Genomic DNA, 20,778 nt, shown 5'->3' on the forward strand with positions numbered 1-20,778 from the left:
CCTCATTGAGTAAGCATCGGTGTCTAACCGAAAGCAGTAACTATTCGCTTAAGCCGCGATTGCGACAGGACCGGCAACCAGCGCGGCGATATCGATCAGCAGCGCGGGGCCGCCATCGGTTTCGACCATGCCGGTTGATGCACGTTGCCATTCCGGGCCAAACCCGCCCGGAACAGCGATGGGCTCGCTGCGCGCCTCGCCCACGTCATAGGCAGCCTCGACCAGCAGGGCATAAAGGTGGCCATCCACCTCGACCACCGCTGCGCGCTCGCCCTTGCCGCGTCCGGCGCTCTGCAGCCCCAGCGCCAGCGAGCAGTCGAGGACTGTCAGCGCCTGGCTGCGCAGGGCTGTTAGCCCGCAGATAAAGTCGGGGGTGGCAGGGATCGGTGTGATCTCGTCAATCTCGATTACCGACTGGACCCGCACGGCAGGGATCGCCGCACGGCGTCCGGCGATCAGACACATCAGCAGAAGTTCGTTCATGCCACACCTCCGCGGCGGACTTGCTTGAGCGCGGCGAGCAGGCCGTCGCGGTCGTAGCGATAAATACTGTCCTGACCGTCTTCGTCAGGTTCGGAACGCAGGCGGATGACGCTGCGAGCCACGGCCGGCGTATTGGCGGCGGCCTCTTCTGCCAGCATGATGGCAACGTCTGCTTCTTCAGCATCATCGTGTGTCACGCGGTATCCGGCGGCTTCGACCAGCGGTTCAAGAATGGTCCGCGCCCAATCGCTGTCGGCCGGGATGCGGCAGCTCAGCGGATGGCTTTCGCGGCGCGGTGCGCGGTGCAGGGCGAACAGGCCATGTCCGTCGATCACCGGCACCGGATGGCCATCGACCAGCGTCACGCCTTCGATTGTCGGATCGCCCGAAACGGGAACGATTTCGCCCGCCATTTCGGTTGCATCCAGCACTTCGCGAACAGCATAGACCAGTTCGCATTCGCCATCGGACAGGCGCAGCAAGCGGCAGCGTTCGTCAGGCAGCGCCCCGCGATCCTGACCGACCAGCGCAAAGATGCTGCCATCAATGACCGCCTGCGCACGCGCGCCTTCGATATCAATTGCCATCCGGTCGATGGTGTCGATGCGGCGGACCAGTTCGAGCCGGACCGCACGGCGGCGCCCGTCGAGGCCGGTGAACAGCATGATCGGCACACTGCGCGCCGTTTCTTCCTGTGCGACCTCTTCAACTGCATTGGCCTTGCCGCGCGTTTCGCTGACCAGCTGGCGCATGGCGGCGATGCTGGGCAGGTCGAGCAGCATCATGGGCCGCCCGTCGTCCAGCAGAGTGGTGCCGGCATAAAGTTTGGTATCCATGATCGCCGGGGCAATCGGCTTCACCACCACGTCTTCGTGATCGTAAACCCGGTCCACGGCCAGCGCGAACACGTCATCGGTAGCGAGCCGGACCAGAACCAATGTCTGCGCGGTCCAGTCGAATGTATTGTCGGTTTCCTCGCCAAGGATTTCGCCCAGCGACAGGCACGGTACGCGCTTGCCACGGAACGTGACCAGGCGGCGATCACCGGCCTGTGCGAAATCGACATGGCTGGAACTGCCAAACACGATTTCTTCGACATAGCTGCGCGGGATTGCATACCGTTGTCCGCCAGCACCCACCGTCAAAGCGGCAATGATGCTGAGCGTGAGCGGCAGCTGCAGATAGAAGCTGGTGCCATCGCCCGGCTTGCTGGAAACGTCTATTGAACCGCCGACCTTTTCGATATTGGCGCGGACCACATCCATGCCGACACCGCGTCCCGAAACCGAGCTGACAGCTTCGGCAGTCGACAGGCCGGGCTCGAAGATCAGCGCCTGTTTCTGGCGGTCGGACATGCGGTCGATCTCGGCCTGGGTGTACAGGCCCACGGCCACTGCCTTGGCGGTCAGCTTGCCAATATTGATGCCGCCGCCGTCATCGGTGATGACCAGACTGATCTGGTTGCCCGATTGGCGTGCAGCGAATTTCAGCAGGCCGATCTCGCGCTTGCCGTCGCGCAGGCGGTCGGCGGGTGTCTCAATGCCGTGATCGATGGCATTACGTATGATGTGGGTCAGCGGATCGCGGACCATTTCAATCATTTCGCGGTCAAGCTCAACCTCGCCGCCCTCGAAATCGACCATCACCTGCTTGCCAAGCTCGTTGGACAAATCGCGGACCAGCCGGGGCAGAGAGGTAAACAGATGTTCAAGCCGCTGCATCCGCATCCGGGTGATCGCGGTGCGCACATCGGCCAGAATGGCAGAAAGGCGTTCAAAGGGGCCGTCGATAGTCGGCTGTTCGCCCGCTTCGCGCAGGCGGCGGGCCAGATCATTGCGCGCCAACACCATGTCGGACACGCCCTTCATAACCTCGTCGAGCAGTTCGACAGGCAGGCGGATCGAACGTTGGATCCCGCCGCCGCTACGGGCGGCCTTGGGTGCGGCGTCTTCGCCCTCTGGTGTTTCTGACGTCTGCGGTTTCACTTCGATGGGTATTGCGGCACATTCGGCATCGCTATCAGCGTCGGCCTGCACAGCGGCGATCAGATCATCGTCTCCGCCTTCGCCCAGATCTTCGCCAGCTTCGATGGCATCGGTCATGTCACTGATGCGGTCGATAATGGCCAGCACTGCGGTTACCAGCGCCTTGTCAGGTTCACGGCGACCGGCGCGGCATTCGGCCAGCGCATCTTCGGCGGCATGGCTGAGTTTCTCCAGCCGCGGGAAGTCGAAGAAGCCGCAATTGCCTTTGACAGTGTGCACAAAGCGGAAAATCGTATCGATCCGCGCACGGTCCGAGGGATCGGCTTCCCACGCGACAAGTTCGCTGCCGCTTGCTTCCAGCATTTCACGGGTTTCGGCGACGAAATCCGCCAGCAGGTCATCCATGGTATTTGTGTCCCTGATACGTTCGGGACAGAGCTATGGCGCAGGATGGTTAACGTTTGGTTGGGATTGGCGCAGACTCTTTGTCGGTGCCGGCGTGCTGCGCGTCGGGACCACTCCGCAGGATGCGCCAGACAATGACAGCGGCCAGCAGCCCGCCGGCAAGATTGGCCGCCAGTTCAGCGGTATAAATCGCATCCGCACCCCAGCTGCCGCGCAGCAACCAGCCCAGCGGCAGCATCACCAGAAACACCCGAGCAAAGCTTTGCGCCAGCGCAAAACCGGCATGGCCAACGGCATTGAGCGTGCCATTGGCAACAATCAGCAGGCCGAACCCGGCATAACCCCAGACGGAAATCGCCAGATAATTCGAAAATGCCTGGATCACGGCGGGATCGCTTGTGAAGAACGCCGCAAAGCAGCTGCCAAAGGCGTAGAGCAGCAGCGCGGTCGCCAGCCCGTAAGCAATGCAAAACAGCCCGGCGAGGAACATTGCCCGGCGTGCGCGGTCGACGCGGCCTGCGCCCCAATTCTGCCCGACAATCGCGCCGATCGATCCCGATAGCGCCAGCAGCGGCACAATCGCGAACCCTTGCAAGCGCCCGGCTGCGCCAAACCCGGCCACCGCCGCTTCGCCTTGGCTCGCCAGCAATGCGGTGAGCACAGCCAGACCAATCGGATTGATTGCGTTGGAGAAGGCGGCTGGTCCGGCAACCTCCACGATAGCGCGCGCAGATTCGCCCATGTGGCAATCGCGGATCCGGGTGGGGTGGATTGGCAGTGCGGTTCCGCGCAGCAGATACCAGGCCAGCACGATGGCCAGCGCCCAACCGGCCAATGTGGCATAGGCTGCGCCCGCTACGCCAAACCCGGCAAAGCCAAACGCGCCCGTGATCAGCAGCGGATCGAGTATCCAATTGGCAAGCGAATAGGTCAGTGAGACATAGGACACCTTGCGCGCTTCACCCTGACCACGCAGGGCACCGTTCAGACCCATCTGCAGCAGCAACAGCGGCATCCCCAGCGCAAAGGGACGCATATATTCCCTGATCAGCGGCATCAGCGCCTCGGGCGCCTGCATCAGCCGGAACAGCGGATCGAGCAGCAGATACAGCGCTGCGCCGAGCAGCAGGCCCAGCCCGCTGGAAAACACCACGCCGAAATTGGCACGCCGTCCGGCACGTTCGACATCGCCTGCGCCCAGCGCCCGCGCGATCACCGAATTCACGCCCACCATTACGCCCACGCCAAGGCTGGATAGCGCGATCCCGACGGGGAAAATGAACGACACAGCAGCCAACTCGGCGCTACCCAGCTGGCCGATGAAATAGGCGTCGATCAGGCCCACCGACATGATCGCGGCAACAGCAATGATCATCGGCAACGTCTGCGTGACGAGGTGGCCGGCAATGCTGCCGCGGGTCAGTCTGGCCGTCTCGCTCATCGCCGTGCGCGGTAGCGGGGCGCAGCGGACATGGGAAGCGGCGAGTGCCACGCGCCAACTTGCCCAAAGCGCCGACCTTGTGCGATACGCGTTGCAAAGTGCAATCGTAAAGGAGAGGCGGCGTGGCCACCCAGATGAAGACGCGGGATATCGAGTGTTCGGACGCCGAATGGCAGGCCCGGCTGGATCTGGCCGCCTGTTACCGGATCTTCGACCATCTGGGTTGGAGCGAATCCATCTACAATCACATCTCGGTCGCGGTGCCGGGCGAAAAGGACGTGTTCCTTATCAACCCCTTCGGTCTGCTTTATGACGAAGTGACCGCATCCAATCTGGTCAAGATCGATGTGGAAGGCAACAATATTGGCGGGTCGCCCTATATGGTCAACAAAGCGGGGTTCACCCAGCACGCCTATTTCCACCAGCATCTGGGCGACCGGGCCACCGCGATCTGCCATGTGCATACCACAGCGGCGATGGCGGTATGCAGCCATGAAGGCGGGCTGCTGCCGACCAATTTCTATGCCTGCAGCTTTCAGGACCAGATCGGCTACCACGATTTTGAAGGCGTGACCGTCCGCCCCGAAGAAGGCGAGCGGCTGGTGCGCAATCTGGGCAATCACAGGGTACTGATGCTGAAGAACCACGGGCCGGTGATCATGGGCCGCACTATTCAAGAGATGTTCCTGACCATGTGGTCATTCCAGCGCGCCTGCGAAATCCAGGTCGCCACACTGGGTATGGGCAATCCGGTCGTGGTTGGTCAGGACGTGGTCGAAACTCACCAGCGCGATCTGTCGGTAATGCAGACGCAGGGCGGGGCCGGGATGTTCGATTTCGAAGCGTGGAAGCGCCGGGTAAGCAAGATCGACGATAGCTGGAAGAACTGATGGCGACCCCTTCGCGCTGCCTGAAATGCGATGGGCGCATGGTCGAAGGCCATACCATCGACATGGGTTATGGCAGCGTGACCCCCGCGCGCTGGCAAGAGGGCGCCCCGCAGAAGACGTGGTTCGGATCGATCAAGACCAAGAAGGCAAATCTGCGCGATATTGCCAGCTTCCGCTGCGAGCGGTGCGGCTTCCTTGAAAATTACGTGAAATAAGCGGCGCGCGGCGATGACCAGCATGACGGTAAACGGGCGGGCGGTGCGCTTCGCAATGGACCCCGAAACGCCATTGCTGTGGGCGCTGCGTGATGCGGCAAACCTGACCGGCACCAAATATGGCTGCGGCGAGGGGGATTGCGGCGCGTGCATGGTGCATGTCGACGGCGAAGCGCTGCGGTCCTGTTTGATCACTATTGCTGAGGCCGAAGGACGTCTCATCACCACCATCGAAGGCCTCAGCCGTGACCGGTCGCATCCGGTCCAGCAGGCAATGGTTGCCGAACAGGCGATCCAGTGCGGGTTTTGCACGCCCGGCATCGTCATGGCGGCAGCGGCGCTGCTGGCCAAGACCCCGTCTCCCGGTGAGGAGGAGATCAAGGCCGCCATTCCCAATCTGTGCCGCTGCGGCGTTTACCCGCGACTGGTCAGCGCAATAGAGCGGGCCGGACGCGTGACGCAGCGAAGCGATACCATCAGCGCCGCCCCCGCGCCGGGGATCAGCGCCGAGGATGCCGCGCGCGAAGTGCCCGCATTGAGTGTTCCCGACGCCCCCGAATAGTGGTGCTTGGCGTCACATTTCGAAGCGCACACCGATCCGGGCGCTGAACGGTTCGGCAGGCTGGATATTCCCGTCACCATGTGCCGAGGGATAGTAATTTTCGTCCAGCAGGTTCTCGATATTCAGCTGGACACTCAGCCGGTCACTGACAGTGTAAAACGCCGCCGCATCCACCCGCCAGTAGCTGGGCAGCACCACAGTGTTGCTAAAGCTGGCAAACTGCTGTCCCTGGTGGATGATGCCCAGACCCAGCCCGATTTTCTCGGACACATCGAAGCGGTTCCATGCAGAAAACTGGTGGCGGGGAAGCTGCTGCAAGCGGTTGCCAGCGGTGCCGAAGGTGGAGCCGGTCCGCAATTCTCCATCCAGGTAAGTGTAGCCGATATTGGCCTGCCAGAACTGGGTGATCTCGCCCACTGCGGCCATCTCGAAACCATCGACACGGCTTTCGCCGGTCAGCACTGTCAGCGTAGGATTGGCGGGGTCGGCGGCGCGGGTGTTAGTACGGTCGAGACGGAAGGCCGCCGCCGAAACCAGCACGCCCGCCAGCGGCGACCACTTGGCGCCGATTTCGTAATTGGTGAACTTCTCCGGCTCGAACTGTGACGCGGTGGGGGACAGCAACAGGAACTGGTCTCCCGCTTGCGGCAGGAAGCTTTGCGAATAGCTGGCATAGATCGACAGATCGGCAGTCGGCTTGACGATCACACCCAGCCGGGGGCTGACTTTCTCGTCAACCCGGTCCCCGCGCACGCCGCCGAGCACATCGACAGTCTTGAGGTTGAAGCGGTCCCAGCGCAGCCCCGCGACCAGTTCAATATGTTGGCCGATCATCAGCTGCTCTTGAAGATAGACCGACAATGTCTCCAGCTCGCTGTCACGAGCGCGCGAAGTCGGGTTTAGTGTGAATGCGGGCACTGAGATGGTGCGGGCCAGCGGCGCGAAATTGTCGCCGGTGAAGGACACAGTCTGCCGGGCGTTCTGCGTGTCCTGACGGCTCGCCTCGAATCCGAACAACAGGGTAGATTCGAACCCGCCGAACTCGGTCTGCCAGACCAGATTGCCTTGGCCGATCCAATTGGTGCGTTCAGTCGTATCGCGATAGCCGCTTAGCAGGACGATGGTGCCATCGATGCTGCCCGGCACGATGTTGGCATAGGCCTTGTCATAATCGGCGAACTGGACCGTGGCGTTGGCGGTCAGGCCGTCATTGAAATCATGTTCCAGACGGACGCGGCCAATGTGTACTTCGGCCTGCGCATCATTGAAGCCGGGCGCGCCGAAGAATGTCTTGTCGTACCCGGTCAGCGGACCATTGCGGAGCGATGGCACGCCCCGGTCGGTCACGCGGTGGTCGTCATCATAGGTGTAGCTGGCTATTAGCTGGGTTTCCGGCCCCAGCTCGGCAGTCAGCGTTGGCGAGACGCCGATGAAGCGGCCCTCATAGACATCGCGGTGGTTGGCAAATTCTTCGTAAGTGGTGTTCAACCGCAGCGCGACAGTGTTGCCAAGCGGCTGGTTGAGATCTGCCAGCAGCGCGAAGGCACCGAAACTGTCGACCGAAGCCTCGCCGCCGATAATGCTCCGACCCAGCTTGGCGCGCTTGGCCACGCGGTTGATCGCTCCGCCGCCGGCACCCCGGCCAAAGATCAGCGCATTGGCGCCCTTGAGCACCTCGACCCGCTCGATATTGTAGAGCGAGCGGTAATATTGCGCATCGTCGCGCAATCCGTCGATGAAGAAATCGGCGGTGGATTCCTGCCCGCGAATGAACACTTCGTCGCGGTGGCCTTCGCCAGTTTCCATGCTGATGCCGGGCACATAGCGCAGCGCTTCGCCAAGCTGGCGGATCGACTGGTCTTCCAGCTGATCCTCTGTGATGAAGCTGACTGCTTGCGGCACGTCGATTAGCGGGGTCGGCGTCTTGGTCGCGGTTGATCCGTCATCCATCCCGTAACCATCCCGTTCGCCGGTCACGATGATGTCGGTGGGCAGATATTCACGCTCGGGCTGATCTGCCGCATCGGCGGCATGGGCCGGGCTGGCGATAACGGAAAGAGCCGCGCCGATCAGGAATACGGCGCGAAAATTGGCAATGGTCATGCTGGGCTTTCGATTCTTGCGAATGATTATCAATCTCGCAACCGCTGCTATTGCGAGTTATTCGCAATTGCAAGCTTTGTAATCGCAAATGCGGGACAAATTGACTCGTCCCGCTATCGCCGGGGCGAAATGTGGCTTAGCAGCAACAGCCAACAAGGAGATCAGACGCAATGAAGGCAACCATCTGGCACAATCCGAAATGCGGCACTTCGCGCAATACGCTGGCGATTCTGCAGGAGCGGCTGGGCGATGATGTCGCGGTGATCGAATATCTCAAGGCCCCGCCCACGCGTGACAAGCTGGCGCAGCTCTATCGTGAAGCCGAAATGACCCCGCAACAGGGTTTGCGCCTGCGCGGCACCGATGCGCAGGAGCGCGGGCTTCCTGACGCGGACGACGATACTGTGCTGGAGGCGATGGCGGATGATCCCAGCCTGATCGAACGTCCGCTGGTTGAAACCGATCTGGGTGTCCGGCTGTGCCGCCCCAAGGAGCGGGTCGAGGAAATTCTCTGACCTAGCCTAGCTGCGCGAACGGATCAGATCTTTATCGCGGTCCAGCGCCCACCAGCCATAGACAAACACGGCAAAGCACAGCGCGACGATCAGGCCAAAGCCGAGCCATTCGGAATGGTTGTAAAGATAGACGCCCAATGCTGGCGCATAGATGTAGCTGGCACCGGCGACCGAGGCGGTGATGCCCGACGCCTGACCCTGTTCGGCCCGCGTAACCGCCAGCGATGTCCCTGATGTCGAACCGGGACGGAACAGGCCGAACCCGAGCGAGGCGATGGCAAAGCTGAGCGCAATCATGTGCAAATCCTGCGCCACGCCCAGCATCGCCACACCCACCGCCGCCATCGCAATGCCCGACAGCGTGGCAGAGCGCGGGCCAAGATCGAAGCGCGGGATCAGGCCCCACTGCGCCAGCAATGTCGCAATCGCGCCCGACATCAGCACCAGCCCGACCGGCCCTGTGCCTTCGCCGGGACTGGACCGCAGCCCCAGCCTGTCGAGGACAAGGAAACCGGCGATTCCCAGCACCATAGCCTGCGCGTGACCGCCCAGCAGGCCGACCGTGACCCACGGGCGCAGGCGCGGTTCGAACCAGCGCAGCTTGTGCGGCTCGACCTGCTCCTCGTCCTCGTCGTCGTCATCCTCGATCACCGCCGGATCCGCGCTTTGCTTGCTCTGGTTTCCGCCGCCCGCCGCGCCGCCAGCATAGGGTGCGTCATAAGTATTGCCGCGCGCAGCAAATTGCGGTTCGTCATCGGGCAGTCGCAGGCGCAATGCGACCATCGCAATCACGCCGATCAGCGCGAACAGGACGAAGGGGCCGGTCAGGCCAAGCCCCGGCAAGACCATCAGCGGTGCCAGAGCGGGGCCGATCACAGTGCCAAGGCCAAAGCTCGATGCCACCAGCGATAGTGCCTGCGTGCGTTCCGCACGCGGGGTGCGGCTGGCGACATAGGCCTGCACCGCGGGCGGGGCGGCGCTGCCAAACCCGCCATAAAGGCTGCGCGCGGCGGCAAAGGCGATCAGCGCCCAGAACGCTGGCAGCACGCCGCTCAGCCCCAGCCAGAGCGCAAAGCCGCAGAGCGAAAAGCTGACGATAAAGCCGACCAGCCCCAGCGCCATCATCGCCTTGCGCCCGCGCTGGTCCGAACGCGCGGCCCAAAGCGGCGCGCACACCACCCACAGCAGCGCCGACCAGCTATAGGCCAGACTGATCCACACGTCGGCGATGCCCAGCTCCGTCCCGATCGACGGCATCACCGATTGCATCGCAGTATTGCCCGCCGCCGTGGTCAGCATGACCATGAACAGCAGCACCATCCGCTCGCGTGAAATCCGCGGCGCGCTGACAGGCGGGGCCGGGGGCGCTGCAGCGCGCGCAGGATCGATATCGGCCATGCGGCAAGCCGCTACGCTCGCTGCCGCCCGCTTGCAATGGGCCACCGGTCCTGCCAGACCGCGCGCTTCCAATTTGGTCGCCTCGAGGGAACTACATTTGACCGGTCAACAGGGCGCCAGCGCCATCCAACGCCGCAGCTTCAAGCAGCGGGCCACACGCCTGTTCGGGCAATGGGGCGTATTTTTCCGTGGTTTCGTCGAAGAACCCCGCATGGTCGGATCGATCATTCCGTCATCGCGCTTCACCATCGAAAAGATGCTCGCACCCGTCGATTGGGACCGGTGTGAGGTGTTCGTGGAATATGGTCCGGGTGTCGGCACATTCTGCCAGCCGGTGCTTGACCGTATGCGCCGCGACGGTGCGCTGATCGTGATCGACACCAATCCGCTGTTCATCGACTATCTCAAGGAAACGATCCGCGACAGCCGGTTCCATGCGGTGCTTGGTTCAGCCGAGGATGTCGAAGAAATCGTGCGGGCGCACGGTTATGACGGGGCCGATTATGTGCTGTCAGGCCTGCCGTTCTCAACCCTGCCCGAAGGCGTTGGCCCTGAAATCGCTGCGGCAACGCACCGCGTAATCCGCAAGGGCGGCGCGTTTCTGGTGTATCAATTCTCCGCCAAGGCGCGCGATTACATGGCTAGGCATTTCCCCCGCATCGACAGCGGGTTCGAACCGCTCAACGTGCTGCCGTGCCAGTTGTTCTGGGGCTGGAAAGACTAATCCCTCGCAGGGGTAGCCGCCGCAGCCCGGCCCAGCTGGGTATAGATCGCCGCCAGCACACAAACGAACAGCACCAGCGCGGCGGAAATCAGACCCGCTGACACAATCGCGCTCCCCAGTGACTGGATCGATTCGCTGCCCAGCGCCAGCAGCACGCCGGTCAGCATCGACACCACCAGCGCAGTCACTGTGAATGCCAAGAACAGCAGCGCGTAAAAGCCCAGCAGGCGGCGGCTATTGCCCTTGGTCATTTGCCACGATGCCTTCATCGCATTTAGCGGATTGTGGACCCCACCAATCGCCATGACCGGCGCGGTCAGCGAAAACTTCACAAGTATGTAAAACTGTACAGCCAGCGCCAGGATCAGCCCGGCAAGTGCGATCAGCGGCACGCCGGTTGCGGCGGTGATCAGCGATATCAAGCCGGTCGCAATACCCGTGGCGAGCGATTGCAGGACAATGGCAACCAGATAGGGCAGCGTGGCCGTCAGGCCGCCCCCAATCGCCTGTCCCACGGTGGGCTTGGCACGCAGCTTGAGAAGCGCCAGCATCGACAGGGTTCCAGCCGTCACCACCAGACCAATTAGCAGAATCGCCCACCAAACCTGGCCATAGAATTCCGTCATCGCCGCCATCATCGCCGAAAAATCAGCATCGGGCGAAGGGGTTGGCAGCGTTGCAATGCGCGGCAGCGTTACCAGCAGCACGGCATAGGGGAGGAAAAAGAAAATCCCCGCCATCGCAGTAAGCAGAGCGCGGTTGTCGCGCATCAGGCCAGTGGCTTCGCGCCAGGCGCGGTCATAGTCGAGTTTCACGGCGGAGCGTCCTTTCACAGGTCCTGTTTCACGGGGCCTTGCTATGCGGCCCGCTTCGCGCCACTCGATTGCGCATGACGCAGTCTGTCCCTGACACCGTGGAGTGGCGCAGCGAAAGCGGGCAGGTGCCCTATCGCGCGGCGCTGACCGAAATGGAAGCGCGCAATCGCGAGATTTCCGATAGCGGGGCGCGTGAACTGGTCTGGCTGCTCGAACATCCGCCGGTCTACACCGCCGGGACCAGCGCCGATGGTGCCGAATTGCTCGACCCGCGCTTTGAAGTTGTCGAAGCCGGACGGGGCGGGCGCTACACCTATCACGGGCCGGGCCAGCGTGTCGGTTATGTCCTGCTCGACCTGAAGGAACGTGGCCGCGATGTGCGCGGCTTTGTCCAGTCGCTGGAAGGCTGGGTTATCGCCACCTTGGCGGACGTGGGCGTGGAGAGCTGGCGGGCCGAGGGGCGAATCGGCATCTGGACGCGCGATATCGACGGGCGCGAGGCCAAGATCGGCGCGATTGGTGTGCGGGTGCGCCGCTGGGTGACGATGCACGGTTTCTCGGTCAATCTGGCACCCGATCTGGCGCATTTTAGCGGCATTATACCTTGCGGGATCGAGGAATTCGGTGTGACCAGCCTGTCGCGTCTTGGGATCGACCTTGCGCCCGCTGCCTTCGATGAGGCATTGCAACGCCGCGCTGGCGATTTCCTCGCCGCGCTTGAAGGAAAGGCCGACGCGCTGCCATGATTCGTAACGCTCTTTGCATCGCTGCCGCACTGGCGCTTGTCGCCTGTGACAAGGAAGCCGCGCCGCCGGTACAGGACAATGATGGCCGTGCCGCCAAGGGCGAGGTGCTGGGCGGTGCGATCAGCGACGCGATGCTGCCGCTCGACACTGTGCAATCGCAATCCCCGCCGCTGCGCGAGGAAGGCACTGCAACCACCACTGGATCAAGCGGATCGGCGGCAAGTTCTGCGGACGGTGATGACGATGCGCCCGCCGCTGCTGACTCCGCCGAACCTGATGGCCCGGCGGAGCCTGAAGCAGCGGACTAAATCAGCCCGCCGCGACCTGTTTGGCTGGGTCACCCAGCGCGGGATAGTCGATGTAACCATCCGGTCCCGGCAGATACCAGCTGAGCGGCACATTGACGTTCGGTGCCAGCTCTGCGCCCAGCCGGAAACGGTCGGGCAGATCGGGGTTCGATATGAAATCGCGTCCCCAGCTCACCGCGTCGCAGCGGTCCGCATCGATATCAGCCACGGCACCCTCGGGCGAGTAATCGCTGTTGAGGATCAGGGGGCCTGAATAGAGCTGGCGGATCAGCGGGCTCTGCTTGGGCACTTCGGTCGCGCCAAATGAGCCGTCCGGACCCGGTTCGCGCAGCTCAAGGAAAGCCAGTCCCAGTTCCTCGACCACTTTGGCAGCGGCGCCGAATGTCGCCGCCGGATCGCTGTCATCACAGCCCTGCGTTTCGCCATTGGGCGATAGGCGCACGCCCACGCGGTCCGCGCCCCACACGCTGATCAGCGCCTCCAGCACTTCGCGCAGGAACCGCGTGCGATTTTCGTGGCTGCCGCCATATTCGTCAGTTCGCAGATTGGTCCCGTCGCGCAGGAACTGATCGACCAGATAGCCATTCGCGCCGTGCAATTGCACACCGTCAAAACCGGCTGCCTTGGCGTTTTCGGCAGCCTTGCGATAATCGCCGACCACGCGGGCAATCTCGTCTTTGCTCAGCGCGCGTGCTGGCTGGTAATCCTTGCGCCCTTCGAAGGTGTGCGCATGGCCCGGCGCGTGCGTGGCGCTGGCGGAAACTGGCGCTTCGCCGCCGAGGAAATCGGGGTGTACAAGACGGCCCATATGCCACAGCTGGAGCACGATCAGCCCGCCATCTTCGTGCACGGCCTGGGTCACCGGCTTCCAGCCTGCGACGTGTTCGTCACTCCAGATACCCGGTGCAGCGGGCCAGCCCAGACCTTCGACGCTGATCCCGGTCGCTTCGCTGATGATCAGTCCGGCACCCGCGCGCTGGCGGTAATAGGTCGCCATCATATTATTGGGGACCGAGCCGGGCTGCGTCGAACGGCCACGGGTCAGCGGCGCCATAAAAATCCGGTTCCGCGCCTCTAGCGCCCCCATGGTCAGCGGATCGAACAGTGTTTCGTGCATCGCGGAAATACCCTTTTTGCTGGCGCGGTGGAAAAGGGGAGGTAGGGGGCGGTCATGACCAGCACAACTCCAGCGCCGGACAAGAATGCCTTTCAACCGGGCGCGTGGCACTTCGCCGCGCTGCTTGGCGGGAATGTTGCGCTGGCGCTGGGTCCGTGGCTGGTGCGTCTGGCGGACACTGGTCCGGTGGCTGCCGGGTTCTGGCGGCTGGCTTTGCCAATTCCGCTGCTGGCTTTGCTGGCATGGCGCGGGCGAACTGCGGGGCCGATAGACCGGCGGCTGGCGCTGCTGGTGATGGCGGCGGGGGCCTTTTTCGCGCTGGATCTGGCGAGCTGGCATATCGGGATCGAACAGACACGGCTGGCCAACGCAACGCTGTTTGGCAATTCGGGTAGCGTGATCCTGATGCTGTGGGGTATGATCGCCTTGCGGCGCAGGCCGGGCGGGCTGGAAGTGCTGGCGGTTGCGGCGGCGCTTGGCGGGGCCGCCATTCTAATGGGCCGCAGCCTGGAAATTTCAGCCGTCAATCTGCGCGGTGATCTGTTCTGCCTGCTGGCCGGATTGTTCTATGCCTTCTATCTCCTCCCGGCGCAGCACGCGCGGGCCAGCCTTGGGCAATGGAGTGTCCTGCTGCTGGTCAGCATGGTCGCCGCTCCGATTATGCTGGGCATGGCGCTGGGGCTGGGCGAACCCATCTGGCCGGGCGCTGCGGGGTGGGGGCCAGTGGCATCGCTGGCGATTTCGAGCCAGCTGGTCGGTCAGGGCCTGCTGGTGTTCTCGCTCAAGCACTTTCCGCCGCTGGTCATCGGGGTCGCCCTGCTTACCCAGCCTGCGGTGGCGGCGGTGGTCGGCTGGGCTACCTTTGGCGAATTGCTGGCCCCGTCAGATATTGCCGGCATGGCGCTGGTCGCAGGCGCGCTGATGCTCGCCAAAATGGCGGAGCCGCGTTTGGGTCGTGGTGCCCCGCTCAGGCGTTAGCGGAACGCCTTGAGGAACATCAGATAGCGATCTTCGACCTCGCCCAGATCGGGTCCGGCCAGCTCATGCCGTGCCTGGTCCAGCAGTCTCTCACCCTCAGCGCGCAACATGGCGACGCGGCCCTCATCCTCGATCGGAGCAGCAGCAGTGCGAAGCGCGTCAAACATGATCAGCGATGCCGTGGGACTGGTAGCAATTGCACCGCGCATCGTGCCGAAACCACGGTTCAGGAAATGCGCGAAGGTATCGGGCATCGGGTGAACCCGCTTGTCATCGGGGTGGTCCTCATACCGCCGCCGCAAATCGCGCCGCCCCAGCTCGGCCGTGGCCGCGCCCAGCCAGTGCATTGCAGTGATCGCGGTGAAGGGATCGTTGATGCCCGGTGACAGGGCGCGCAGGCCAATCTCGACCAATTCGTCGATCAGGAATTGGGGGTCCTGCGTCGGCGTGCGGGTACTGCCGATGGTGAAGGCCTTGCTGGCCTCCGCAGCAAAATCCTCATCCGCCTCGGCATCGCAGATGCGCACCAGCGCCATGCCCGGATGGACGAAATCGCCAGTGCGGACTTCCAGCCCAATAATGCATCCGTGCTGGATCGCCAGATTGCGCAATTCCTCGAAATCGATGATCTGGATGTAGCCGGTCCGCTCGGTCGGGAGCGGTGTGCCATCGGGGGCAGGGGGCAGCTCGCCGCCCTTGTCTTCCTGCGGATAATTGTCGCGAATATCCTCCAGCAGGCGTTTGCCGATGTCTTTTAACACGGTGTTGATACGGATGCTGGAGGGGACGTGATTGAGGAAATACACCAGCACCGCAATCGACAAAGTCATCAGCAAATAAGCCACCAGCAGCGACAGTTGCGGGACGAAGCCGGGTAGGGTGGTTGAAACTGCATCTTCTACACTGGCTGCGGCCTCATCCTCGCCGCGAACAGCCCGCAGCACGGTGATTGCATAAACGAAGGTGCCGATAAACGTGGCCAGGCTCAGCTGGTTGCCCTTGTCCTCCATAAAATTGGTCAACAGGCGCGGGCCGTATGTGCCGCTGGCATAGGCAACTGCGGCAATCGTGATCGAGAACACCGTGGAAGCGACGCCAATCATCGAACCTGCCATCACGGTGAGCATATTCGATGCGCCATCGGGCCGGGCGGGCACCAACCATTCCACCTTGTTCAGAAACTCGGCAAAGCCATTGCGATCAACATAAACCAGCGTGAACGCCAGCGCGCCGCCGAGGATCGAGAACAGCGCCGGATAGAACCAGTAGTTTGAGTTGAGCCGCGTCAGCAGCCAGCGCAGATCAACGTTCATGCGCGCTCAAAGTCCCGAATAACTACCGCCCGCGTCATTCGCTGTCGCCAATCTCGCGGTTCAGGAATGCCAGCAACAGTGCGGCACGTTTGGCGTCCTCTGCGTGGTCCGATCCGACCGAATGCCCGCCTTCACGGTATTCGTGATAATAGACCGTCTGACCCAGCTGCTGATGCTTGGCCGCCATCTTGCGGGCATGGCCGGGATGGACCCGGTCATCCAGCGTCGAGAGATAATAGAACGACGCGGGATAATCCGCGACCGCGCGCAGGTTCTGGTACGGCGACCATTCCCGCATAAAGGCCCAGTCGGCGGGCACATCGGGATTGCCATATTCATCCATCCAGCTCGCCCCGGCCAGTAGCTTGGAATAGCGCCGCATATCGATCAGCGGGCTGCCGGAAATCACTGCGCCATACAGGTCGGGGCGCTGGTTGGCCGCTGCGCCCACCAGCACGCCGCCATTTGAGCGGCCTGAAATGCCGATCTTGCCGGCACTGGCCAGATTGCCTGCCACCAGATCATCGGCAACGGCGTGCAGGTCGTCAAACGAATTCTGACGCTTCTCACGCAGGGCCTCCTCATGCCAGCGCGGGCCGTATTCCCCCCCGCCGCGAATATTGGCGAGGACATAGGAATTGCCCTGCTCCAGCCAGAACATCGCCAGCGGTCCGCTGCGATAAGGCTCAGCAGTCAGATATTTGGGCGTCTGCGCGTTCCGAAAACCGCCATAGGCGTGTATCAGCGTGGGCAGCGGGCCTGTGGCGCCCTTGGGCCGGACCAGATAATACGGCACTTTGGTGCCATCCTTGGACGGCGCGAAACGCTGCTCAACCACGAATTTGGACGCGTCGAATTGTGCTGGGACACTGGCCACTGCTCGCGGCTCACCCTTGGTCGAAACGGCATAGAGTGTTGGCGGGGTCAGCATGCCTTCCACTGTCACATAGGCAAGGTCGCCCTTGCCAGAGGTGCTGGCGAGCGTGACCGTGCTGTTTTCCGGCAAATCAAATCCGCGGCTGACCCACCCCGGCTCTGCCGGGGCCAGCGCGATCAGACTGCCCGAAACATCATCCAGCAATTTGATCCACAAGATCGTCTCGGACGCGCTGACCTGTTCGATTGCCTGGCTGGCGCTTGGCTTGAAAATAACCTCCGGCTGAGACGTGCGGCCCGCTGCGATATCGGTGAGTGACCATGCGACCAGCGTTCCGGCCTGCGCGTTGCCCCGCGCCGTTTCAATCGGTGAATTGAGCTTGGCGATTACCTGCCCATCCAGCACCGCCTCGAACTCGGCATCGTCCGGCAGGGGCAGCGGGATCGTGCGGCCATCTTCGCCCAGCAGCGAAATCTGATTGGTCCAGAAGCTGGGCGAACGGTTTACGAACCGCCAGCGGGTGCCGCCGTCCATGACGGAAAAGCCGCTGATCGCGACATCTTCCTGTTTGCCCTCGGCCACCAGTCTGGCGGAGGAAAATGCGGTGCCGCGCTGCCACAGTTTGACCAGCCGGGTATAGCCGGAATCGGTCATGCTGCCGGGACCTTCATCGGTGCCGACGATCAGCGTGTCCTCGTCAAACCATGCGACATTCGACTTTGCTTCGGGCAGCGTAAAGCCGTCTTCGATAAATGTACCAGTCTCACGGTCAAATTCGCGCACCACATCGGCATCGGTGCCGCCAGGGCTGAGTGAGACGAGGCAGCGGCGATATTCCGGGGCGAGGCAGTTTGCGCCGTGCCAGACCCAGCTTTGTTCTTCCTGTTTGCCCAGTGCATCGATATCGATCAGCGTGCGCCATTCGGGCGCGCCGTCGGTGTAGCTAAGCAGGGTGGCAATCCGCCACACTCCGCGCGGATTGTCGGCATCGCGCCACAGATTGGTGACATATTCGCCCTGGATCGTATCGGGCATCGCAATCTGGCGGTCGTCGTCGAGAATCTGCCGCGCCCATGCCCGCGCAAGCGGATATTCGGGCGCCTTGGTCAGCAGCGCTTCGGTCTCGGCATTCCACTTGTCGACCTGTTCAAGCGCGCGGTCGCCCTTGATTTCCTCCAACCAGATATACGGGTCATCGGCGTCGGTTTCTTGCGCATAGGCGGCGCTGGCAGTGAGCGCGATAGCGGCGGCGAAGGTCAGGCGAGCGATCATGCGGGTCTCTCCGAAGGTATTATGTCGTTATTGGCATTGATGCCAAGTCAGGCGGGGCCGAGATCGCCCTGTCCGATGGTGCCGCTGGCCATTTCGAGCATCTTGTCGAGGCTGCGCTTGGCTTGCAGGCGTAGACCTTCCTCGATTTCAATACGCGGCTCCAGATCGCGCAGGCAGGCGTAGAGCTTCTCCATCGTGTTGAGCGCCATGTACGGGCAGATATTGCAGCTGCAATTGCCGTCCGCGCCGGGCGCTCCGATGAAATTCTTGTTCGGCAGCGCCTTTTCCATCTGGTGGATAATATGTGGTTCGGTCGCGACGATCAGCGTATCGCCGGTAAAGGTTTCGGCGAATTGCAGGATGCCGCTGGTCGAACCGACATAATCGGCATGATCGACGATGTTCGGTGGGCATTCGGGATGCGCTGCGATGGGCGCGCCGGGATATTGTTCTTTCAGCTTGAGCAGCTCGGTCTCGCTGAACGCCTCGTGCACAATGCACACGCCCGGCCACAGCAACATCTCGCGGTCAAACTTGCGCGACAGATAGCCGCCCAGATGCCGGTCGGGTCCGAAGATGATCTTCTGATCTTTGGGGATTTGCTGCAGGATCGTCTCGGCGCTGGAGCTGGTAACGATCACGTCCGACAGTGCTTTCACCTCAGTCGAGCAATTGATGTAAGTCAGCGCGATGTGATCGGGATGCGCTTCACGAAAAGCACGAAATTTGTCTGGCGGGCAGCTGTCTTCAAGCGAGCAGCCGGCGTCCATGTCGGGCAGAACGACGATCTTTTCCGGGCTGAGAATCTTGGCGGTATCAGCCATGAATTTCACTCCGCAGAACGCAATGACATCAGCATCGGTTTCTGCCGCCATCTGGCTGAGCTGGAGCGAATCGCCGACAAAATCGGCAAGGTCCTGAATGTCGGGCGTCTGATAATAATGCGCCAGGATCACTGCATTGCGCTCTTTGCGCAGGCGATTGATTTCGGCGAGCAGGTCAGTGCCGGTTGGGAGGGGGGATTGTGCCGTCATTGGGGTGCTTTCTCTCCGTCGAAGCGGACGTTGACTGTCACATCGCCATAACCGGCGACCTGTAGCGGGATGGTGAGGTTCTGGCGGATCGCTGCCTTGGCGGCGCTGCGGGCCAGCGCCATGACCTGCGGGTTCTTGGCAAAGGCGGTGGCTTTGCGGCCCGCCTGCTCGGAATTGTTCGTGCTGAGCGAGCGGGAGGTGGTGCCGGTGACGAACAGGCCCTCTTCGAAAAACAGCGCTTCCGCCTCGTCGATATTGGGTTCGCTGGTGCGCAGCGGCGGCAGCCGGACTTCCAGCGTCTTGGCCTCGCCATCCCAGCTCATCCGGTCACGGTCCATCTGCGACAGGTCGAGGCGGTAATCGACCGTGGCGGGGACGATCATCGCCTGCGCCGATTCCATGATCGGCACGCCCATCACCCGGCTGGTATTGGTGCTTTGCGCCACCACCTGAAACCGCGAGTTGAAAACCACCAGAGAATTCTGTTTCTCGAACGCCAGCATCGCACTGCCGACCGGATCGCCCTCTTCCTCGTAGAAAAACGCGCGCCAGCCCAGCCACGCCACGGCGGCCAGCAGGACGATCACGATCAGCCACGGAACCCCCTGCACGCGCGCCAGCGGCTGTTCGCGGCTCGGCTCGGTGTGCAGCGTGGTCGGATGAGTTTTCAGCTTGTCTGCCATGTATCCCCCGAACGAGCGACCAACCCCCGGCGTTCCAGATCAATCAGATGCGCGGTCACCGACATCTCTGCCGCGCCTGTCAGCCGCGGGTCCAGACCTTTGTACATTTTGGGCACCAGACCGGCCGCGTGGTGCGGTGCCTCGCCCAGCAGCCGGACAATCTGGTTCTCGCGCTGACGGCGATGGCCGATCATACCGCGAACCAGCTGGCGCGGTTTGGTAACGGCGGGACCATGCGCGGGATAATAGATCCGGTCTTCACGGTCCTGAAGTATCTCCAGACTGCGCATATAGTCCGCCATATCGCCATCGGGCGGCACAATCACGCTGGTCGACCAGCCCATGACATGATCGCCAGTGAACAGCGCGCCGCTTTCCTCCAGCGCAAAACACAGATGGTTCGAAACATGGCCCGGCGTGGCCACTGCGTGCAGGGTCCAGCCCGGCCCGGTCATTGCTTCGCCATCGTCCAGCACGCGGTCAGGCGAATAATCGCGGTCGAAAGCGGCATCGACACGCGGGCCACTGTCATCCAGCACCAGCGGTGCGCAGCCAACCACGGGCGCTCCAGTACGCCGGGCCAGCGGTGCGGCAGCGGGCGAGTGATCGCGGTGCGTATGCGTGCACATGATGGCGCAGACATGCTCCCCGCCAATCGCCGCGTCCAGCGCCAGCAGATGGTCGGGCGTAGCGGGGCCGGGGTCGATCACCGCGCAGCCATCGCCCAGTCCCACGATGTAAGTCTGCGTGCCGGTATAGGTATAGGGCGAGGGATTGGGGGCCAGCACACGCCGCACCAGTGGCTCGATCTGTTCGGCGGTGCCAGTGGGCCAGGGTTTGGGCGGAATTGCTGTCATCGGCTTGGCATATGGGGAAGCGCGCCGCCTGTGTCGAGCCGCACGAGCAAGGGCCCG

At 62.6% G+C, this 20,778-nt stretch carries 20 protein-coding genes; 8 read left to right on the forward strand and 12 right to left on the reverse strand.

The features are described from left to right. Window positions 1-48: 48 nt before the first annotated feature. Genes FEV51_RS09805 through FEV51_RS09815 form a run of 3 tightly spaced genes read right to left on the reverse strand, consistent with a single transcriptional unit; the run spans window position 49 to window position 4,365 of the window. On the reverse strand, window positions 49-483 hold the full coding sequence (locus FEV51_RS09805; protein ID WP_138618421.1) for a chemotaxis protein CheW: 435 nt from the start codon (window positions 481-483) through the stop codon (window positions 49-51). Next, window positions 480-2,873 (reverse strand): chemotaxis protein CheA, encoded by a 2,394-nt coding sequence (locus tag FEV51_RS09810; protein WP_138618423.1) that lies wholly within the window; start codon window positions 2,871-2,873, stop codon window positions 480-482. The genes FEV51_RS09805 and FEV51_RS09810 overlap by 4 nt, the downstream gene beginning before the upstream one ends. Window positions 2,874-2,922: 49 nt before the next feature. Continuing rightward, the gene (locus tag FEV51_RS09815; protein ID WP_342773746.1) at window positions 2,923-4,365 is read right to left on the reverse strand and encodes an MATE family efflux transporter; all 1,443 of its coding nucleotides are present in this window, start codon (window positions 4,363-4,365) and stop codon (window positions 2,923-2,925) included. Between the two features lie 71 nt (window positions 4,366-4,436). Between FEV51_RS09815 and FEV51_RS09820 the strand changes: the two genes are divergently transcribed. Genes FEV51_RS09820 through FEV51_RS09830 form a run of 3 tightly spaced genes read left to right on the forward strand, consistent with a single transcriptional unit; the run spans window position 4,437 to window position 5,981 of the window. After that, window positions 4,437-5,204 carry a class II aldolase/adducin family protein gene (locus FEV51_RS09820; protein ID WP_138618425.1) on the forward strand — a complete coding sequence of 256 codons (768 nt, stop codon included), beginning with the start codon at window positions 4,437-4,439 and terminating at the stop codon, window positions 5,202-5,204. Next, window positions 5,204-5,419, forward strand: a complete 216-nt coding sequence (locus FEV51_RS09825; protein WP_138618427.1) for a hypothetical protein — start codon at window positions 5,204-5,206, stop codon at window positions 5,417-5,419. The genes FEV51_RS09820 and FEV51_RS09825 overlap by 1 nt, the downstream gene beginning before the upstream one ends. A 13-nt stretch (window positions 5,420-5,432) precedes the next feature. Further along, window positions 5,433-5,981, forward strand: coding sequence for a (2Fe-2S)-binding protein (locus FEV51_RS09830; RefSeq protein WP_138618429.1), 549 nt, complete (start codon window positions 5,433-5,435; stop codon window positions 5,979-5,981). A gap of 12 nt (window positions 5,982-5,993) precedes the next feature. Here FEV51_RS09830 and FEV51_RS09835 read toward each other — a convergent pair whose 3' ends face one another. Further along, on the reverse strand, window positions 5,994-8,084 hold the full coding sequence (locus FEV51_RS09835; RefSeq protein WP_138618431.1) for a TonB-dependent receptor: 2,091 nt from the start codon (window positions 8,082-8,084) through the stop codon (window positions 5,994-5,996). 170 nt (window positions 8,085-8,254) lie between these two features. Here FEV51_RS09835 and FEV51_RS09840 point away from each other — a divergent pair, with 170 nt between their 5' ends. Beyond that, on the forward strand, window positions 8,255-8,599 hold the full coding sequence (locus FEV51_RS09840) for an arsenate reductase family protein (protein WP_138618433.1): 345 nt from the start codon (window positions 8,255-8,257) through the stop codon (window positions 8,597-8,599). 6 nt (window positions 8,600-8,605) lie between these two features. Here the strand turns inward: FEV51_RS09840 and FEV51_RS09845 are convergent, their stop codons facing one another. Next, window positions 8,606-9,997, reverse strand: coding sequence for an MFS transporter (locus FEV51_RS09845; RefSeq protein WP_138618435.1), 1,392 nt, complete (start codon window positions 9,995-9,997; stop codon window positions 8,606-8,608). A 124-nt stretch (window positions 9,998-10,121) separates the two neighbouring features. Between FEV51_RS09845 and FEV51_RS09850 the strand changes: the two genes are divergently transcribed. Next, on the forward strand, window positions 10,122-10,721 hold the full coding sequence (locus tag FEV51_RS09850; protein WP_425466617.1) for a class I SAM-dependent methyltransferase: 600 nt from the start codon (window positions 10,122-10,124) through the stop codon (window positions 10,719-10,721). Here the strand turns inward: FEV51_RS09850 and FEV51_RS09855 are convergent. Continuing rightward, window positions 10,718-11,536, reverse strand: coding sequence for a glycerophosphoryl diester phosphodiesterase membrane domain-containing protein (locus FEV51_RS09855; RefSeq protein ID WP_138618439.1), 819 nt, complete (start codon window positions 11,534-11,536; stop codon window positions 10,718-10,720). The genes FEV51_RS09850 and FEV51_RS09855 overlap by 4 nt on opposite strands. Window positions 11,537-11,610: 74 nt before the next feature. Here FEV51_RS09855 and lipB point away from each other — a divergent pair, with 74 nt between their 5' ends. Together lipB and FEV51_RS09865 are read left to right on the forward strand one after the other, a co-directional pair. Continuing rightward, complete coding sequence (gene lipB, locus FEV51_RS09860) at window positions 11,611-12,282, forward strand: lipoyl(octanoyl) transferase LipB (RefSeq protein WP_138618441.1); 672 nt, start codon at window positions 11,611-11,613, stop codon at window positions 12,280-12,282. Next, window positions 12,279-12,590, forward strand: coding sequence for a hypothetical protein (locus tag FEV51_RS09865; RefSeq protein ID WP_138618443.1), 312 nt, complete (start codon window positions 12,279-12,281; stop codon window positions 12,588-12,590). Before lipB ends, FEV51_RS09865 begins: the two co-directional genes overlap by 4 nt. 1 nt (window position 12,591) lies before the next feature. On the opposite strand, the gene FEV51_RS09870 is transcribed toward FEV51_RS09865, so the two are convergent. Next, window positions 12,592-13,707 (reverse strand): alkene reductase, encoded by a 1,116-nt coding sequence (locus FEV51_RS09870; protein WP_138618445.1) that lies wholly within the window; start codon window positions 13,705-13,707, stop codon window positions 12,592-12,594. Between the two features lie 54 nt (window positions 13,708-13,761). Here FEV51_RS09870 and FEV51_RS09875 point away from each other — a divergent pair, with 54 nt between their 5' ends. Next, the gene (locus FEV51_RS09875; RefSeq protein ID WP_138618447.1) at window positions 13,762-14,685 is read left to right on the forward strand and encodes a DMT family transporter; all 924 of its coding nucleotides are present in this window, start codon (window positions 13,762-13,764) and stop codon (window positions 14,683-14,685) included. Here FEV51_RS09875 and FEV51_RS09880 read toward each other — a convergent pair. Genes FEV51_RS09880 through FEV51_RS09900 form a run of 5 tightly spaced genes read right to left on the reverse strand, consistent with a single transcriptional unit; the run spans window position 14,682 to window position 20,721 of the window. Beyond that, window positions 14,682-15,998, reverse strand: a complete 1,317-nt coding sequence (locus FEV51_RS09880; RefSeq protein WP_138618449.1) for a DUF2254 domain-containing protein — start codon at window positions 15,996-15,998, stop codon at window positions 14,682-14,684. The two genes, FEV51_RS09875 and FEV51_RS09880, sit on opposite strands and share 4 nt — an antisense overlap. Window positions 15,999-16,032: 34 nt before the next feature. Further along, on the reverse strand, window positions 16,033-18,147 hold the full coding sequence (locus tag FEV51_RS09885) for a prolyl oligopeptidase family serine peptidase (protein WP_138618451.1): 2,115 nt from the start codon (window positions 18,145-18,147) through the stop codon (window positions 16,033-16,035). Between the two features lie 47 nt (window positions 18,148-18,194). Next, entirely contained in the window at window positions 18,195-19,181 is a 987-nt protein-coding gene (nadA, locus tag FEV51_RS09890; RefSeq protein ID WP_138618453.1) for a quinolinate synthase NadA, read from the reverse strand. Continuing rightward, window positions 19,178-19,864 carry a DUF4230 domain-containing protein gene (locus FEV51_RS09895; protein ID WP_138618455.1) on the reverse strand — a complete coding sequence of 229 codons (687 nt, stop codon included), beginning with the start codon at window positions 19,862-19,864 and terminating at the stop codon, window positions 19,178-19,180. The genes nadA and FEV51_RS09895 overlap by 4 nt, the downstream gene beginning before the upstream one ends. Continuing rightward, on the reverse strand, window positions 19,849-20,721 hold the full coding sequence (locus tag FEV51_RS09900; protein ID WP_138618457.1) for an MBL fold metallo-hydrolase: 873 nt from the start codon (window positions 20,719-20,721) through the stop codon (window positions 19,849-19,851). Before FEV51_RS09900 ends, FEV51_RS09895 begins: the two co-directional genes overlap by 16 nt. Window positions 20,722-20,778: the final 57 nt, after the last annotated feature.

The sequence above is a fragment of the Qipengyuania marisflavi genome (assembly GCF_005884405.1).
In the GTDB taxonomy this organism is placed as follows: Bacteria; Pseudomonadota; Alphaproteobacteria; order Sphingomonadales; family Sphingomonadaceae; genus Qipengyuania; species Qipengyuania marisflavi.